Origin of the sequence: Tychonema sp. LEGE 07196 (assembly GCF_963890365.1) — a bacterium.
In the GTDB taxonomy this organism is placed as follows: Bacteria; Cyanobacteriota; Cyanobacteriia; order Cyanobacteriales; family Microcoleaceae; genus Microcoleus.
The window spans coordinates 73,144-89,929 of record NZ_CAWPRX010000047.1 but is presented as its reverse complement, the minus strand read 5'-3'; the positions used below and the strand labels follow the sequence as shown (position 1 = coordinate 89,929).

13 protein-coding genes are annotated in these 16,786 nt (G+C 44.7%); 5 read left to right on the top strand and 8 right to left on the bottom strand.

Translation table 11 applies throughout. The features are described from left to right. Positions 1–228: 228 nt before the first annotated feature. From AACV78_RS06410 to ubiE, 3 genes are all read right to left on the bottom strand, one after another. Complete coding sequence (locus tag AACV78_RS06410; protein WP_194010016.1) at positions 229–537, bottom strand: DUF3493 domain-containing protein; 309 nt, start codon at positions 535–537, stop codon at positions 229–231. Positions 538–739: 202 nt separating this feature from the next. After that, positions 740–1,972, bottom strand: coding sequence for a DUF445 domain-containing protein (locus tag AACV78_RS06405; RefSeq protein WP_194010015.1), 1,233 nt, complete (start codon positions 1,970–1,972; stop codon positions 740–742). Positions 1,973–2,185: 213 nt separating this feature from the next. Then, positions 2,186–2,887: a bifunctional demethylmenaquinone methyltransferase/2-methoxy-6-polyprenyl-1,4-benzoquinol methylase UbiE gene (ubiE, locus tag AACV78_RS06400; RefSeq protein ID WP_194010014.1), complete on the bottom strand. Its 702-nt coding sequence runs from the start codon at positions 2,885–2,887 to the stop codon at positions 2,186–2,188. On the opposite strand from ubiE, the gene AACV78_RS28650 reads away from it, so the two are divergent. Beyond that, on the top strand, positions 2,844–3,062 hold the full coding sequence (locus AACV78_RS28650; protein ID WP_370528841.1) for a hypothetical protein: 219 nt from the start codon (positions 2,844–2,846) through the stop codon (positions 3,060–3,062). The genes ubiE and AACV78_RS28650 overlap by 44 nt on opposite strands. Positions 3,063–3,188: 126 nt before the next feature. Here AACV78_RS28650 and AACV78_RS06395 read toward each other — a convergent pair whose 3' ends face one another. Both AACV78_RS06395 and AACV78_RS06390 read right to left on the bottom strand, forming a co-directional pair. Next, positions 3,189–4,133: a response regulator gene (locus AACV78_RS06395; protein ID WP_194010013.1), complete on the bottom strand. Its 945-nt coding sequence runs from the start codon at positions 4,131–4,133 to the stop codon at positions 3,189–3,191. Between the two features lie 168 nt (positions 4,134–4,301). Then, positions 4,302–5,474: an RNA-guided endonuclease InsQ/TnpB family protein gene (locus AACV78_RS06390; RefSeq protein WP_194010012.1), complete on the bottom strand. Its 1,173-nt coding sequence runs from the start codon at positions 5,472–5,474 to the stop codon at positions 4,302–4,304. Positions 5,475–5,590: 116 nt separating this feature from the next. Here AACV78_RS06390 and AACV78_RS06385 point away from each other — a divergent pair, with 116 nt between their 5' ends. Continuing rightward, complete coding sequence (locus tag AACV78_RS06385) at positions 5,591–6,685, top strand: RuBisCO accumulation factor 1 (RefSeq protein WP_194010011.1); 1,095 nt, start codon at positions 5,591–5,593, stop codon at positions 6,683–6,685. Positions 6,686–6,912: 227 nt separating this feature from the next. Here AACV78_RS06385 and AACV78_RS06380 read toward each other — a convergent pair whose 3' ends face one another. Then, complete coding sequence (locus tag AACV78_RS06380; protein WP_194010010.1) at positions 6,913–7,923, bottom strand: DUF4349 domain-containing protein; 1,011 nt, start codon at positions 7,921–7,923, stop codon at positions 6,913–6,915. 156 nt (positions 7,924–8,079) lie between these two features. Here AACV78_RS06380 and AACV78_RS06375 point away from each other — a divergent pair, with 156 nt between their 5' ends. The 3 genes from AACV78_RS06375 to AACV78_RS06365 all read left to right on the top strand — a co-directional run bounded on the left by AACV78_RS06375 (position 8,080) and on the right by AACV78_RS06365 (position 12,768). Beyond that, complete coding sequence (locus AACV78_RS06375; protein ID WP_194010009.1) at positions 8,080–10,536, top strand: ATP-dependent helicase; 2,457 nt, start codon at positions 8,080–8,082, stop codon at positions 10,534–10,536. A gap of 392 nt (positions 10,537–10,928) precedes the next feature. Then, the gene (locus tag AACV78_RS06370) at positions 10,929–11,675 is read left to right on the top strand and encodes a dienelactone hydrolase family protein (protein ID WP_194010008.1); all 747 of its coding nucleotides are present in this window, start codon (positions 10,929–10,931) and stop codon (positions 11,673–11,675) included. A 193-nt stretch (positions 11,676–11,868) separates the two neighbouring features. Next, the gene (locus AACV78_RS06365; RefSeq protein WP_194010007.1) at positions 11,869–12,768 is read left to right on the top strand and encodes a S1 RNA-binding domain-containing protein; all 900 of its coding nucleotides are present in this window, start codon (positions 11,869–11,871) and stop codon (positions 12,766–12,768) included. A 305-nt stretch (positions 12,769–13,073) separates the two neighbouring features. Here AACV78_RS06365 and AACV78_RS06360 read toward each other — a convergent pair whose 3' ends face one another. Next, the gene (locus AACV78_RS06360) at positions 13,074–15,311 is read right to left on the bottom strand and encodes a GumC family protein (RefSeq protein ID WP_194010006.1); all 2,238 of its coding nucleotides are present in this window, start codon (positions 15,309–15,311) and stop codon (positions 13,074–13,076) included. Between the two features lie 21 nt (positions 15,312–15,332). Further along, positions 15,333–16,763: an SLBB domain-containing protein gene (locus tag AACV78_RS06355; protein ID WP_194010005.1), complete on the bottom strand. Its 1,431-nt coding sequence runs from the start codon at positions 16,761–16,763 to the stop codon at positions 15,333–15,335. Positions 16,764–16,786: the final 23 nt, after the last annotated feature.

The following is a 16,786-nucleotide window of genomic DNA, read 5'->3' as shown; positions in this document are numbered from 1 at the left end:
CTGGGCTGAAATTTGTTTTATATATTTAGGGTCTTTATCAAAGCTGACCCCAATTGAAGGAAGTAAAAGCGGCTTATGATTAGGGTCTTTAAATGTGCTGACCCCAATTGAACCCACTCTTTAATCATGACAGGGATCGATCGCAAACCAGGATTTCGTAATAATTTCTTTATTATTCTAACTTTTCTTTACCTCAAATAGATTTTTGTGTCGATTTGTAAATTTTTGTTACTTTGACTTCGGCGATCGGGCTTCGGCGCGTTGCTCTAGGCGAAACAAAAACACCATCAGAGCCACGACTCCGACTTGGAGGGCAAAATTTGGCAAAGCAGAGCCTATTTCCCGGCCAGAGGCAATTTGAGCGAGGAAAACCAGACCGCCGATAAAGCCCGAAGCGCCACAAGCTACGTAGACCAACTGTCGCAGAGGCCGGTAGGGAGTGGCTATTTCTGCGGTTAAACGCTCGTATTGTTGGCGGCTGAGGTTGCGGGGGTTTTTTGGGGTATAGGGGCGATCGTCCGAATTGGGAAGTGGCATAGATTTAGAAAATAAGTAAATTAGGGATTGGGTCAAAAATAACCGATCGAGCAACCGCAGATTCTAGGCAGATGCAACACAGACAAACGCAGATAATTGGAGGCTCAGAAAAGCGTAGGAATTCAATGCAAGTCTACTGTGCGTGCAAATTCTGCGCTCGATATCATATTACAACCAAATATCTCACAACTGCCGAGATCAATCATCGCTGCAGCAAAAGTATGACTGTCTGCAAACAGCCGACAAAAACACCTAAAATGCCTCCTAAATTTACAATTCCCTGCAACTCACTTTTGACAATTCCCTGAATTGCTAGCTCTAATTCTTCGGGAGAAGTGCCTTTTACTCGATCGACAATCACCTGGTCGATATTTAAAATCGGGATAGCCTGAGCTACAATTTTTTCTAAATCCCGCTCTAAATAACGATCTAAAACCAAAGCTAGTTCTTTGCTGACAATTTCTAGGGAAGCGCTCATTACCGCTGAAGTTTGCAATCGATTCAGAATCAACCGCGAAATATTTTCCCAGTCAATAGATTTGCTCAACCCATCAAGTACCTCTGTACCCCGCTGTTGAACGTAGGTACGAACGCTGTCGCGCATTGTTTTTCGCAACTGTCTTACAGTGGAAACCGGTAAGTTTTGCATTGACAAATTTTGCAGCCATTCCTGAAGTCGCCCGCGAATTCCCAAAGAAACTGTTAACTCTGCTAACCGCTTATTTGTTGCTTCTCTGTCGTCGAGACAAAAAGTCCGCAGCCGAGTTAAAGTGTTCCGCAAACCAAACAAATTGGCGACAACCCAATAAGTGCCGCTGGTTTTTTCTCGAAACCCTTCATCGATAATCGAAATATTGCGATCGGTCAAAAAGTCAATTAAAGCCTGCCGCAGCACTTCCGGCGGTATTACTACCTGCAACAGCCAATCAGCCAACTGAGCCGCCTGAGCTTCTGTTAGCTGAATTTCTAGCAAAACTTGGTCAAAAATTTGATTTAGCTGAGCTTCTAAAAAATCTTCCCGGCGCGCCAAAACTTTGAGAATTCGCGGCACAGATTCTCCCAGCAAATCTCGCAGAATGTTAGCGAGAATTTTAGATGTTTTTTGTTCTGCGTCTGCTTTTACCTGATCCAGCGCCAACTGCAGCAGCCAGAGAATTATCGACTGCATCCGCTCGGTTTGCAAAAGGCGGCGCGCCAAATTTTGCAATTCTTGTGGTGTCAGCAGCGAACCCATAATTGTGTCAGAAATTCGCTTGGCCAAGCGTTCTTGGTTGCGGGGGATCAAGCCGGGAGTGAAAGGCAACTGCCGCCCTTTGATATAAATAGCTCGATAGGGGCGAAACAGCATTTTGATGGCTATGTCGTTAGTAAAATAGCCAATAATGCCTCCCACTACAGGCGGAGCAAACAACAGCCAAATGTCAGACTGGTTCATCAATAATTGGGAATTGGGAATTAGTCAGTAGTCATTAGTCAGCAGTCAGTAGTCAGTAGTCAGTAGTCAGTAGTCAGTAGTTATTAGTTATTAGTCAACAGTCAGCAGTCAACAGTCAGCAGTCAGTAGTTATTAGTCAGCAGTCAACAGTCAACAGTCAGCAGTCAACAGTCAACAGTCAACAGTTAACAGTTAACAGTCAGCAGTCAACAGTCAACTCACTAATACCAATACTCCCATCATAGCTCCAGCAATGGGATAGTGGGTGGCTGCTGCAAATCCGGCTTCGCGGGCGATCGCGACTTGCTGCTGACCGATCGGGAATTTTTCTAAACTAGGATTAATGTAGGCATATTCTTGAGTCATCCCAAATTGCTGAGCAATTGGCACCACGAGACTGTCGAGATAAAACTGCTGAAAGCTCCGCATGAGGGAATTACTGGGGCGGTGGAGGTCGAGAATGGCGGCTTTTGCGCCCGGTTTGAGCACGCGGTGCAATTCTTGAAGGCTGCGGGGGATGTCCGTCACGTTACGCAAGCCGTAACCCATTGTGGCGCAGTCAAAGTAATTGTCGGTAAAAGGCAAGTCTAGGGCATCAGCTTCTATCCAGGTTATGGGACTTGTCTGGGTAAGCAAAGGTCGATCGCGCAAAGCAGCAACAGCCAATTGTTCGGCGGAAAAATCTACTCCAAATACACAGCCGGTAGGCCCTGCTTGTTTTGCCAGCAGCAAAGCTAAATCCCCGCTACCGCAGCACAAGTCCAAACAAGTATTTCCCGGGCCCGCACTGCTCCAATTCACCGCCATTTGCTTCCAAATCCGGTGCTGCCCCAAGCTCAACCAGTCGTTCATTTGGTTGTAAACTGGTGCAATTCTGTTAAAGATATTTTTAATTCCTTCGGCGTTATTAGTCATTGGTTATTGGTTATTTGTTATTAGTTATTGGTTATTAGTTATTGGTTATTTGTTATTGGTTATTTGTTATTTGTTGTTTGTTATTTGTCACTTGGGAGTTAGCAATTGGGACTTGGGACTTGGGAATTGGGAATTGGGACTTAGGAATTGGGAATTGGGAATTGGTAATTGGTAGCAACTAACCAATAACCAATGACTAATGACTGATGACTAATGACTAATGACTGATGACTAATAACCAATAACCAATAACCAATAACCAATAACCAATAACTAATAACCAATAACCAATAACCAATGACTAACCACCTTGAAAACTCGTCAGTACCAAAGCAACTTCTTGAGCGGCGAGGTGAACTGTTGTGAGTTCGTCGGGGCGCAGGGAACAAGGTTGTTTCCACTGGAGGGACATCAGGGCTAGCGATCGACCTTTGTGAATCACCGGCACGATCAAGTGAGCTTGAACGCCAGATTTTTGATAGTGCGGCAGACTAGCTAGGGCTGCGTCGCTGGCAATATTTACAGCACCCTGAATAGTTTGAGAGGAAATTGCCTCCCCAACCAGAGGGTCATCAGCCAGCCAATTTTCCACAGTGTGTCCGCTGGTGTGAGTGCCTTGGACTGGGATTAAAACATTTTCTTCCAACATTTGCAAAATGCAAACATCCGCCAAAAAATTATCGCTAACAGCAGTAGCCATTGGTTCTAAACTAAGTTCCAAATTCGGATAATCCACAGCCGCCTGCATGATTGTTGCTAACAGTTGTATTTGATTTTGGGCGCGGTGCAATTCCTCAGTCCGCTGCTTGAGAACTTCATAAGTCTCGGCAGCTTTTTGCACCACCATTTTCAATTCGTTCGGGTCCCAAGGCTTGGTGATATACTTGTAAACCTGTCCAGAGTTAATTGCATCCACTAAGTCTTCAATGTCAGTAAAACCCGTCAAAATAATTCTGACGGTATTCGGAAACTGTGGTACGGTCTTGCTGAGAAACTCTGTTCCCTTCATTTCAGGCATCCGCTGGTCGGAAATGATGACGGCGACCTCGCCCTCAATACCGAGGACTTCCAAGGCGCGAATCCCGCTATCAGCTTTGAGTACGTTAAAATCTCGTCGGAAAGTGCGGTAGAGTAAATCCAGATTGTCTGGTTCATCGTCTACTACCAACATTTTGGGTTTTTTCGGTCGGTGTAGGGTCATGAGCTGGCGTTTAATTTGATCGAGCTCTGGAATGGCATTATCCATAACAATACGATAAACTCCCCTTGGTAAATTTAGGCGAGCAACTATTCTGTAACAATAGTCTCATACTTCCCTTACTATCAATCGATCGCTCTGCCGCGACACGATGCTTGCTGATATCGAATCACACTTGACATCCGCCCCGGCGTGAACGCACGGGGATTCTAGAAATCACTTTCTAGACCTTTCTGCTTCATCGCAACCGCCATCAGACTTATGCCTATCCGGTCTTACGTTCGCTCCACAGACTTTCACCGCAAGCCCTGCGGCAAGTATATTTTGGGCGGCGTTGATATCTCGGTCGTGGTGAGCGCTGCATTTAGGGCAATTCCATTCTCTCAGATTCAACGGCAGCCTTTCAAGGATGTGACCGCAATGCCCACACCGCTTAGAACTGGGAAACCAACGATCGATCTTAATCAAAGTGCGATCGTACCATTTACACTTGTATTCAAGTTGCCTTACCAACTCACCCCAACTTGCATCACTGATGGAGAGGGCGAGTTTGTGATTTTTCACCAGATTCTTCACAGCCAAGTCTTCTACGGCGATGGTTTGGTTTTCTCTCACCAACCGAGTTGTCAACTTGTGAAGAAAATCTTGTCTAGCATCGCTAATTTCCGCATAAACTCTAGCGACTTTCAAACGCGCTTTTTGGCGATTTTTAGAGTCTTTTTGCTTGCGACTCAATGCTTTTTTAGCTTTTGAGAGTTTGTGGCGTTTCGCCTTGAAACATGAGGGATTGGTAATTTTTTCACCCGTACTCAGGGCCATCAAACTCGTAATACCCAAATCAATCCCGACTTCATTAGGAGACTGGGGCAATGGTTCAATCTCGATATCCACCAACAGCGAAACACTCCAGCGTCCAGCAGGCGATAGTCTCACCGTGACGCTAGAAGGTTCTGCGCCTTGAGGGATAGCCCGACTCCACCGAATCGCCAAGGCTTCAAGGGTTTTCGCCAAGAACAGTTGACCGTCTCGCCATTTGAAGGCAGACTTGGTAAATTCTGCACTGCCGCCATTGCGCTTTTTCTTAAAGTTGGGGTATTTCGCCCGTCCTGCAAAGAAGTTAGAAAATGCAGATTGCAGGTGTCTCAAGCCCTGTTGCAAGGGGACGCTACTAACGTCATTAAGGAAATCAAGATCCTCTTGTTTTTTCCATGCAGTCAACAAACTAGAGGTTTCGGTGTAGCCAACTCGCTCTTGCCGTTCGTACCATGCCTCAGTTCTGGCCCAGAGAGCGCGGTTGTACACCAATCGAGTACAGCCCAAGGTTCTCCGAAGCAAGGTTTCTTGCTCCGGAGTCGGATAGAAGCGGTACTTGAAAGCTTTTTGTGTCATGCTTACATTCTAGCACTTACTTTGTGAGCAAACCTGAAGATATTGTAAAGCTGTCCTCAAAGGACGGGGTTTTTACCCAAATTTCTGATAAATTAGCACTGGTTTTTGATTAAATTATGACTGATACACCTCAAGATTTCTCGCCTTCTGCACCTGCACCCTCCACTAATGCTGTGGATGTCGAAAAGTTAATTCGATCGCTCCGCCGCAAGGAAGGCACTTGGGTAGAGTGGGGACAAGCCTGCACCGCCTTACAGCAAGCAGGCTGGAGTTCTCAGAAGGTTTTTGAAGCAACTGGTTTTGAGCCAATTCAGCAAAATCAAGTCAGCGTCGCAGCCCAAGTTTACACCAGCATGGTCAACGCTGGCGGTTCGGAAGAAGTTCGATCGCACTTTCTACGCAAAGGAAGTGATATTTTATACGAATTTCGGATTTTGTCTCAGACAGAGCGAGCCGGAGCAGCAGCTTTGATCCTAGCCCACAATTTGGATGTTGACGATGCTCGTCAAGTTGCCAAAGCCATGAAGGAGTTTTCGCACTTCGGGAGTCTCCCGCAGGGGTTCACAGACACTCCAGGGGATGCTGTAGCCTACCAATGCTGGCAGTTGGCGAGACAGAAAAGCGATTTGCAAGAGCGATCGCGCTTAATTGCTCGCGGCTTAAAATTAGCTAGCAGCCAAACAGCTAGGGGGCAAATCGAGCAATTGCTCGTAGATTTTACCGTAGTTCCGAGACGCGAAGCGCCCCGCTTACCCACCTACAGAGTCGATTCTGAGGAACAACTGCCCCGGATTGTCCCCGTTGCCGGCAAATTGCCGCTTACGGCGTCAGATTTGATAGCAGTGCCTTTACCGGAGGAAATCGAGCCGTTCCGAATGGTAAAATTTGCCGGAGCCGGAGCTTGGGTGGCGATTCCCGGATGGCAGGTAATTTTGAAAGCCGAAGATCCAGTGGCGATTTTGGAAATGAGCGATCGATTGCCGGTACCGCTGCAAGGTAAAGTTGAAGAAGTTTTGATTATTGCCGATCGGGCCCAAAGACAGTGGGATGCTGAGAGTTATTTCCTCACCGACAACGCAGGCAATTTAGAATTGCAATGGTTTGAAACATCCCCGCAGTTGTCGATTTTGGGACGAGTCGTGCTGGTGATGAGGCCGAAAAAGATTCTGGATGAAGATTATACCAAAGATGGATGGCAAATTGATGATTAGTCAGTTGTTAGTTGTCAGTTGTTAGTTGTCAGTTGTTAGTTGTCAGTTGTTAGTTGTCAGTTGTTAGTTGTCAGTTGTTAGTTGTCGTTGGTTTTAAGAACGGCTTCTCCGGCCGTTCCACAATACATAAATTTTACGTGGGTGGAATGACTAATGACTGCTGACTGCTGACTAATGACTACTGACTGCTGACTGCTGACTAATGACTGCTGACTGCTGACTACTGACTACTGAGGCGGTTTCGGTTCTTGAATTTTCGGAGCAGAATGCTGTTTATTAAATCGATTAAAGCCGTAAACCGCAGCGGCAATTAACAGCAAATAAGGACTGTAAGCCAACATCCAAATACCAAAAGCAAACAAACCTAAAGTCAATTCGCCCACAGAATGAGTCGCTTTCCCCCAAGTTTCCTGCGCCCGCAAACCGAGAGAAGGTTCGGGATCTTGCTGAGCCGAGACTGCGGCTTCTAAAGTTAAACTAATTGTCGAATAAGCTACTTGATTCCGCAAACTTTTTAACTCAGCATCAATCCGCTCGATCGACTCCCGAATATTGCTCAACTCTTGAGCAGCTTTCAACACATCCCCCACAGAACCCGATCGCTCCATAATTTTTAACACAACTTCTTCCGATTTGCGAAGATTCCGCAGCCTAGCGTCATTATCAACTAATTGAGTAGTAACATCCTCAGCCGTAAGCCCTCGATTCTGTACGCTTCCGAGTTTTGCTAAAGCATCTAAAGTAGTTTCTAACTTTGCTTGAGGTACCCGAATCTCCAACATTGCGGTTTGGCGGATACTAGAATCCGGCGGCTTTTGGTTTTGGAAACCCAAGATATCGCCTTGCTGCTTTTTCACAATCTCGGTAACAGATTTAGTGCTAGTGTCAATTGATTTGACAACGACACTGAGCTCGGCTTTTTTAATCAGTTGGGGAGTAGTTGCTGGAGTTTCTGGGGGTGCTGTTTTGGATACAGCAGAAGTTTTTGGCCGTGCGCCTTGTCTTGTGACTGGGGCGGGCGCCTGTTGGGGTGCAGATGCGACAATTTGGTTTTCGCGACTGCTGGATGAATCTGCGCTACCTCCAGCGCTGGAGGGCGAATTTGCGGCACAACTCGGTAAAGCAATAGCTGAAGATAAAGTTAAAAATGCCGCCACAGCAAAACGAATTGTGCTGTTGTTGGGTTGGTTTAGGTGGGGCTGGTGCGGCCGGGAATTGGTTTTGAGTTGAGTTTTCATTAGGGTTTTTCCTGTAAGGTATTGAATTTTATGCTGGTTTTAATTTAAGCTCGGATAGATGGTGTTAGTTTAGCCGATACAAAAATGGAAACGGTTGGGGTTGAAGATTTTGGGATTTTTAACCGCAGATGAACGCAGATAAACGCGGATGTAATAATGACTGATGAATTTGATTCTGATTTTAGCCGATCGACTACTGAGATCGATCGCCCTGACAGCGCTTTCTCCGAGTTAGAGCCGGCGGCTTTTTTGGCTGCAGCTTGCGGTAAAATTCGTGACAGCCTGCGTAAGGGGCAGCACGAGATGGCAGATTGGACAGGCGGCCCCCTTGCCGTTTCCGCCGTTCCAGGGGCCGGGAAGTCTACGGGAATGGCCGCTGCGTCCGCAATTGCGATCGCCCGCCATCGGCTTCACAACCGCCGCCAGTTAATTGTGGTGACATTTACGCGATCGGCTGCTGCTAATATTAAAGCTAAAATTCGCCAAAGATTAGCAGAATTGTCTTTATCTCAAGGCGGTTTTGCAGTACACACATTGCACGGTTTAGCTTTAAACATTGCCATGCGCCATCCCGATTTATCGGGTTTAAATTTAGAAAATTCTACCTTAGTGACTCCGACTCAAAGTCACCGCTTAATTCGCACTTGTGTAGAACTTTGGATCGCAGAAAATCCCCGCCGATATCAAATTTTGCTAGAAGGACAGCAATTTGATGGAGAGGAAACGGAGAGGCTGCGGCGACAATCGGTTTTGCGGACGGAGATTTTGCCGCAGTTAGCTAAAACTGTGATTCACGAGGCGAAATCTTCTGGTTTGTCTCCCCAAGAGTTGTTAGAAATGAGCGCTTTAGATTCAGACGACGCCTATGAAATTTTAGCCGTAGCTGGCGGTTTATATCAAAAATATCAGGCTTTGTTGAGGAGTCGAGAATTTATCGATTACGACGAAATGATTTTAGCAGCTTTGCGGGTGTTGGAAAATCCGGGAGCGAGGGCGATCGAGCAAAAGCAAGTATTTGCTGTTTTCGAGGACGAAGCCCAGGATTCAACACCTCTGCAGACTGAACTTTTGCAAACATTAGCTCAAGATCCAGACAATCGTAACTCACCTCCAAATTTTATCAGAGTTGGCGATCCAAATCAAGCGATAAATTCTACATTCACTCCCGCAGACCCGATTTATTTTAACAAGTTTTGTGACGAGTGCGAAGTTGAAAATAAGTTAGCGACAATGGACGGCGCAGGTCGCAGCAGCCAGGTAATTATCGATGCAGCTAACTTTATGTTGCAATGGGTAAATCGGTCGGAATTAGCCGGAACAGAACAGCCTTTTCGCAACCAAATTATTCAAACAGTTCCCAGCGATGACCCCCAACAAAATGCCAATCCCGATCCCATTGGGCGCGGTTTAGAATTGTGTAATCCTAGGGATATTTACCATAGTGTTGAGTTAATTGGTAAGCGGGTAATTGAGTTGGTTGAGCAATTTTCGCCTGCGGATCTTGAATGGGTAAACCCTGACCCAAATATCGAATCAGACGGTGAAGCGAGAGATGCAGAAAATAACCCAAAATTGCCCTTAGAACATCTCAAATCAATGGCAGTTTTGGTGCGGGAAAACAAACAAGGCAAGTTTATCAAAGAAGTTCTAGAAAATCCGCAAAAACACGGATTAAGCTTTGATTTGCGTAAATACGGAATTAAAATTGAGGATGTGGGAGAACGCGACAGACATTCTCAAGTACCTTGGGAAATCTTAACATTGCTGCAATTTCTCGATCGCCCGCACTCACCAGATTACCTGAAAGCAGCCTTAAAGATTTTGAGCGATCGGCAACTCATCCCCAAACAAGACTACAATGCCTTTACCACCAGCCCCGAACAATTCCTGTATCCAGGCCCCCTAGACCCGCAGCAGTCCGATCCCGTGCAGAAATGTCGCTATTTTTGCTGCAGTTTACTGCAAGCACGCTTAGAATTACCACCATACCAAATTATCTCATTTTTAGCCTTAGCGCTGCAATACGACCAAACAGAATTAGCCACAGCCGACAAATTAGCAGAACGAGTAGCAATCCAAACCGCCGGCAACAATTCAATGCACAATATTTTAGACGTACTGAGCGAAATTGTCAGTTCCGAAAGATTTGAACCTGTAGATGCAGACGACAAAATAGAAGAACGTTATACCAGCAAAGGTCAACTCACAATTATTACCATGCACAAAGCTAAAGGCTTAGATTGGGATTGCGTATTTTTGCCGTTTCTGCACGAACAAACTATCCCCGGAAGTTTGCGAGTTTTGCCACAAACTAGATTTTTAGGAGATTTCACCTTAGCAGAGGTAGCGAGAGCAAAAATTAGAGCGAGTTTGCACGAAAAATATCCTTTACCAAATCTCGGTGAAGCGTGGGAACAAGCAGGTTATTTGAAAACAGCAGAAGAATTTAGATTGCTTTACGTAGCGATGACTAGAGCCAAAAGTTTGCTGTGGATGGCGGCCGAGAATAAAGGGCCTTTTACTTGGAACAAACCGGAGAATTTGCAAACTCAAAAACCTTGTCCGGTGATGCCAGTTTTGAAACAGAGATTTCCTGGGAATGTGATGTTGTAAAATAGATTTTTTAAACGAACCGCGAAGACGCAAAGGACACGAAGAGAAGAAAAGAAAGACTTTCGCCAAAAAAACTTCTCTTTTCTTCCTTCGTGTTCTTCGCGCCTTCGCGGTTCGTTTAAAAAAATCTCATTCATAAATGAAATATAATTGCACTCAAACTCACTATGACTAACCCAGAAATTCGCACAACTAACGTCACAATTCCCAAATGTGATGTTGTAAAATAGATTTTTGAAACAAACCGCGAAGACGCAAAGGACGCGAAGAGAAGAAAAGAAAGACTTTCGCCAAAAAAACTTCTCTTTTCTTCCTTCGTGTTCTTCGCGCCTTCGCGGTTCGTTAAAAAAAATCTCATTCACAAATGAAATATAATTGCACTCAAACTCACTATGACTAACCCAGAAATTCGCACAGCTAACGTCACAATTCCCAACAAAGATTTACAAATTGCCGCTTACCTAGCCCAACCCGCCACCGCCGGCGAATTTCCCGCAGTTATCGTCATCCAAGAAATCTTTGGCGTTAACTCGCACATCCGCGAGGTTACTGACAGAATAGCAAAGGAAGGATATGTGGCGATCGCCCCGGCCATCTACCAGCGCCAAGCCCCCAACTTTGAAACCGGTTACGCGCCGGAAGATATCAAAATCGGCAGAGAATACAAAGAACAAACTACCGCATCCGAACTCCTCAGTGACATTCAAGCCACCATCGATTACCTCAAAACTTTACCATCCGTCAAACAACAAGGTTTTGGCTGCATCGGTTTCTGCTTCGGCGGACACGTAGCCTACCTTGCCGCTACTTTGCCCGAAATCAAGGCTACAGCGTCTTTCTACGGCGCTGGTATCGCCACCAATACCCCCGGTGGCGATACTCGGACGATCGCCCGCACAGCCGACATTAAAGGCACTCTCTACGCCTTTTTTGGCACTCAAGACCCCAGCATTCCCAAAGAACAAGTTGACCAAATCGCCGCCGAATTGGAAAAACACAGAATTCCTCACCAAATTTTCCAGTACAATGCGGATCATGGCTTTTTCTGCGACCATCGCGGCAGTTTCGACGCTACCGCCGCAGCCGAGTCGTGGGTGCAAGTCAAGCACCTATTTCAACAGGAACTTCAACCTGTTTAGAGAGTGGAAGATGGGGAGAATAGGAGAGTGGGAGAATAGGAGAGTGGGAGAGTGGGAGAGTGGGAGAGTGGGGGAAAATCTTCCTTCTTCCTTCAACATATGACAACTGTCAACTAACAACTGACAACTGACAACTGTCAACTAACAACTGACAACTGTCAACTAACAACTGACAACTGATAAATAAACTGACATGAATTCCAAATCTACAGGTTCTCAAAGCGCAAAAGCATCTTTTTCAATGGATGATTTTGCTAAAGCCCTCGAACAGCACAATTACGAGTTCCAGAAGGGACAAGTGGTGCGCGGCAAAGTGTTCGAGTACGACTCAAACGGCGCGTATGTTGATATCGGCGGCAAGTCTTCGGCTTTTTTGCCGATCGCAGAGGCTGCTTTGAGAACGGTTACGGATTTGTCGGAAGTGGTTCCGCTAAACGAGGAACAGGACTTTTTAATTATCCGCGAACAAGACGCAGACGGCCAAGTTACTCTGTCTCTGAAACAGTTACAAATTCAGCAAGCTTGGGAAGATTTAGTTGCTTTGCAGGAAACTGGTAAAGTCCTTCAGGTGCGGGTTTCTGGGGCGAATAAGGGCGGCGTGACGGTGGATGTTGAGGGAATGCGCGGTTTTATTCCCCGATCGCACTTAGCCCAACGCGATAACATAGAATCGCTGATCGGTCAATCTTTGACGGTGAATTTTTTGGAAGTGGATCGCGATCGAGACAAACTCGTACTTTCCCAGCGGATGGCCGCTCAATCGAGCGCCTTCAGTCAGTTGCAAATCGGTCAGTTAGTGGAAGGAAAAGTTAGCAGCATCAAGCCTTTTGGCGTGTTTGTTGACTTGGAAGGAGTTAGCGGTTTACTCCACATCAAGCAAATTAGCCAAAAATATATTGATAACCTGGCACAGGTTTTTGCTCCCGGTCAACCTATAAAGGCGCTGGTAGTTGACCTCGACGAAGGTCGCGGCCGGATTTCCCTTTCTACTCGGGTACTGGAAAATTATCCAGGGGAAATGGTGGATAAAATGGCTGATGTGATGGATACCGCAGAAGAGCGATCGGAACGCGCTCGAAAGACTCTTTCTTAGGTCTTGATATAATTAAGCTGTTCTCCATTTAAATTGTGTGTCAAGAATCAATCAAACCATTAGTGGGATCTTGCTCTGAGCAGCGTCCCGAATATGCAATTTAAATGGGCGACAGCTTACCACCCCAGGGCTGATTCATTCTCTTGTAGGGGTAATCACCCCGTGGTTACTCCAGCCCGTGAAATGAGGACAAATCGTCGGTGAAGAGGGTCGGCACGGGGCACGACCCTACAAAATTATCATTTTTTGTAGAATGAATCAGCCCTGCTTATCACCCCACTTTTTAAAGCAGTCGGGGCTCTCATTTATCGTCCCTTAACCCCATTAGCTACTACTCCAAATACTTTAATATCGGCTGCATTTAGTTGATCTAAAGCTTTGCTTACCATGTCTCTATCGGTCTTTTCTATTTTTACTATCAGCACTGTACCATTAGTTTGAGAAGCTACTAAATGACCATCAGCTAAACCAATTAAAGGTGGCGTATCGTAAATTACTAAATCAAATAATACTAGGAACTGCTCCATTAAATAGTGCATTTTCTTTGAAGAAAGTAATTTAATTTGATCTGGGGGAATAGTACCAGCAGTGAGGACAAAAAGATTCTCATCGTCAGGTAATCGCTGAATAGCCTCATTTAAACTTAAATCAGAAGTCAAAGCATCACTTAAACCTCTCATATTTGATATGCCAAGGTATGTGTGCAGTTGAGGAAAACGCATATTAGCATCTACTAATAATACTCGCTTACCTACAGCAGAAGCAGTTTTAGCTAAATAAACTGCTACAGTGGATTTACCCTCACCTTTAGCAGTCGAAGTGATAGTTAAAGAACTTATCGGATCTTCAGCATTTAATAACTGAATATTTGCATATAAGTAATGAAATGCCTCAATCAAAGGAAAATCCTTATCATTAGACATTATTATTTGTCTTAAACCTGCGCTGTGAGTGGTTGAATTTACGCTAGTGAACTTACTTGATATCCTTTGCCTCCTACGAGATTTAATTTTCATTGCTTTGGCGATCGGGATAACTCCCAAAAGGGGACGTTTAGCTAAGGATTTAATTTCTTCTGGAGTATGGAAAACAGTATTTAAAACTTCTACTAAGAAACCTACAGCAATACCTAGTAAACTACTAATCACGATCGCTATAGCTAAGTGGCGCTTGGTTGGTTTTGGTATGACTACATGGAGATCGCCATTGTCTTCCGTGACTAACTGTGGTTTAGATATAATTTGCCAAGAGCCATCAATTTGACCAGCATCTAGTTGTAAGGTTTTTTGTTTTTCTAGGAACAGTTTGAGAGTATCTTTAGCTAGTTCTAGTTTTAATTGTATGTCATCATAGCGACGTTGAGCTTGGGGCATTTGAGTAATTTTTGCTTGCAGTGAATTTTGGCTATTAGTTATCAATCGCTCGCGAGCTTCCAACTGTTCTAGTTGTGATTTCATCTGAAGGAGGACAGACTCAGCTTCTTTTTGCATTAAATCGCGCAAACTTTGCTGTTTTTCCCGCAAAGATTGAATGGGAAGGCTATTTTCATAAAATTGAGTAGAGCTTAAAGCTAATTGCGACTCTATTTCATTTACTTTGCTCATTAAACTTTCATAAGACTTTGGTCTAACATCAACAATCCAGCGATTATCGCCCGTTAAAGATATTTTTTTATAGCTTTCATATTGCTGCCTACTTTCTGCTAGTTGTGCTTGTACTTCGAGGCGACGATTAGCTAAACTATCTAGTTGATCTGATAGGCTGCGGCTGCGTAGTTCTGGTTGATTAAAGTTATACTTAACTCTTAATACTTGTAATTCTTGTTGCAAGTTATCTACTTTCTGCTGGAGGGGTGATATTTGTTTAGCAATAAAATCTATACTTTGTTTGCCAACTCTTAAGCGCTCTTTGCCCATATATTCTACGTAATATTTGGCCATTTCTTCCAGCACATATTTTATGCGCTTGGGGTTTGGATCGCGGTATCTAATATCTAGGAGTTTAGTACCCCCCTGCTTTCCATCTCGCAAGAAAGTCACACGTTCGATAGTTAAGCGATTTTTGAGAGTTTTATATTCAATATTTGGATATCTTTTTTGTAATTTATTAATTAATGGTATTAGCACTTCTGGGGTTTTCAAAACCCGCGTCAAACTTTGATAATCGACTGAGGAACCGTCTTCCGCTGATGATTTAATTTTGTTCAAGTCTGTTATACCTAAACTATTATTTTGAGCTTGGACTAAGAGCTTTGATAGCCGATCGTCCGTCGTAAGAGGTTCTACTAAAACAGTAAATTTTCCTTCGTAATCAGAAACAATCTTTTTGGCATTCCAGATAATGAAACTACCGCTCAAAGTAGCAATGCTGGCAGCTACTATGGTCATCACCATAAGACGACGCTTGACGACAGCTATTACCCAATTCATATCAAGGACTTGGTCATCCTCTTCTGGGGTACCAGCTAGGTAATTAGCGGAGGGGACAGACAGATATTGAGCATTAAGGTCATTCTTGATGGAAGAAAACAGTTTTTTATCCATAAGACAAATGTTATTTGATTCCTAATTTCCTAATAGCTTGAACAGCTCTATGAGCCTGGTAGGAACGAGAATCCCACCAATAATATTACCAAATGGTGCGAGAATCGTATTAATATTGTCCCCCCAGATAGCAGCCCTGGAACGTGCCACTATAATTATATCATTATCTTGAATAAGTGGGTTGGTTTGAGCATCGATTCCTTGATTCAAATTAATTTGTACTTGGGAACGGGATATAGTGCCATTAGGATTCAGCCTGATCAGTTCCACAACTCTAGAGTTAGCGCGACTTGCTCTGAAACCCCCCGCACTCATAATTGCTTGATTTAAAGTAGTATTAGGAGGTAACTTGAGTCCCCCCGGAGTATTGACTTCTCCGATAACACTCACTTGCACACTCCCCGGAGCAAAGCTAGCATTAGCTAGAACAGAAACTTCTCCTGGGTCGATCGCCGTCGCGGTCGGGACAAAAATAATATCCCCTTCTTGCAGCATAGTATCTTGAGATGTATCTTGTTCTTGCAAATATTGCCAGAGGTTAATAGTGCTGATTTGTTGTTTGCCGCTTCTAGTATAACGTTGAAGTTGAATTTGGCGAATATCAGCGATTGATGTGATGCCCCCAGCTAGTTGTAAAGCTCGAATGATGGTCGGTTGTCCGTTGGTTCTTTGACCATTTTGGGTATCACCACCGATCACTACATACCTACCCGGGCGCTTTACCTCTCCGAATACTGACACAGTACGGGGTTGCTCTGCTGGTTGAGAAAAGTTAGATTCACTAACTTGATTTACTTCTGCTAAGTTAATTGTTTCTTGAGGGGGAACCAATATTTGATCTCCATCTCGCAACGTTATATCTTGGGTTGTTTGACCAGTTTGTAAATAATCCCATAGGTTATAAGTTATAGTTATTTGTTGGTTGCCATTGACCCGACGTCGGACAATTACTCGGCGGATATCTGCGCTAGCTCGAATACCCCCAGCTTTTTCTAAAGCTTGAGGAAGTGTGGGAAACTGCACCGATGGGCTAGTTCCACCTCCATTAGCTAGAGGTAATAAGTAGGAGCCGGGACGACTTATTTCGCCAGACAACCAAATATTTAGCGGGCGGGCAGCTTGTAAGCTGATGGTAACTAAAGGTCTTTTGACGATGCGACCATAAGCTTTAGTGATAACTTGGGCGGCCTGTTCTAAAGTTAATCCTTGAAGGGAAACACTACCAATAATCGGGATTTGAATAGCTCCCCCAGCGGGAATTTGATACTCCCCACTAAGCTGGGGCAAATCGTAGATATCAATTTTGATATTGTCTCCACCACCTAAATAATAGTCAGTATTAATCCTGATTGCGGGGGAGCCGGACTGAGCGAAGTTGGTTTGAGGGTAGGAGAGAGTGAGTACCAGCACCAGCAGTGGCACTTTTAAGGCACGAACGGTAAGCCATTTCATAGGTAGTAACAAATTTGATGATA

What these genes read in the sequence shown, in the direction of transcription:
- AACV78_RS06390 (WP_194010012.1), bottom strand. Translation starts at nt 5,474, where the DNA reads ATGACACAAAAAGCTTTCAAGTACCGCTTCTATCCGACTCCGGAGCAA.
- AACV78_RS06385 (WP_194010011.1), top strand. Translation starts at nt 5,591, where the DNA reads ATGACTGATACACCTCAAGATTTCTCGCCTTCTGCACCTGCACCCTCC.
- AACV78_RS06370 (WP_194010008.1), top strand. Translation starts at nt 10,929, where the DNA reads ATGACTAACCCAGAAATTCGCACAGCTAACGTCACAATTCCCAACAAA.
- AACV78_RS06395 (WP_194010013.1), bottom strand. Translation starts at nt 4,133, where the DNA reads ATGGATAATGCCATTCCAGAGCTCGATCAAATTAAACGCCAGCTCATG.
- AACV78_RS06380 (WP_194010010.1), bottom strand. Translation starts at nt 7,923, where the DNA reads ATGAAAACTCAACTCAAAACCAATTCCCGGCCGCACCAGCCCCACCTA.
- AACV78_RS06360 (WP_194010006.1), bottom strand. Translation starts at nt 15,311, where the DNA reads ATGGATAAAAAACTGTTTTCTTCCATCAAGAATGACCTTAATGCTCAA.
- AACV78_RS06355 (WP_194010005.1), bottom strand. Translation starts at nt 16,763, where the DNA reads ATGAAATGGCTTACCGTTCGTGCCTTAAAAGTGCCACTGCTGGTGCTG.
- AACV78_RS06365 (WP_194010007.1), top strand. Translation starts at nt 11,869, where the DNA reads ATGAATTCCAAATCTACAGGTTCTCAAAGCGCAAAAGCATCTTTTTCA.
- AACV78_RS06375 (WP_194010009.1), top strand. Translation starts at nt 8,080, where the DNA reads ATGACTGATGAATTTGATTCTGATTTTAGCCGATCGACTACTGAGATC.
- ubiE (WP_194010014.1), bottom strand. Translation starts at nt 2,887, where the DNA reads ATGACTAATAACGCCGAAGGAATTAAAAATATCTTTAACAGAATTGCA.
- AACV78_RS06405 (WP_194010015.1), bottom strand. Translation starts at nt 1,972, where the DNA reads ATGAACCAGTCTGACATTTGGCTGTTGTTTGCTCCGCCTGTAGTGGGA.
- AACV78_RS06410 (WP_194010016.1), bottom strand. Translation starts at nt 537, where the DNA reads ATGCCACTTCCCAATTCGGACGATCGCCCCTATACCCCAAAAAACCCC.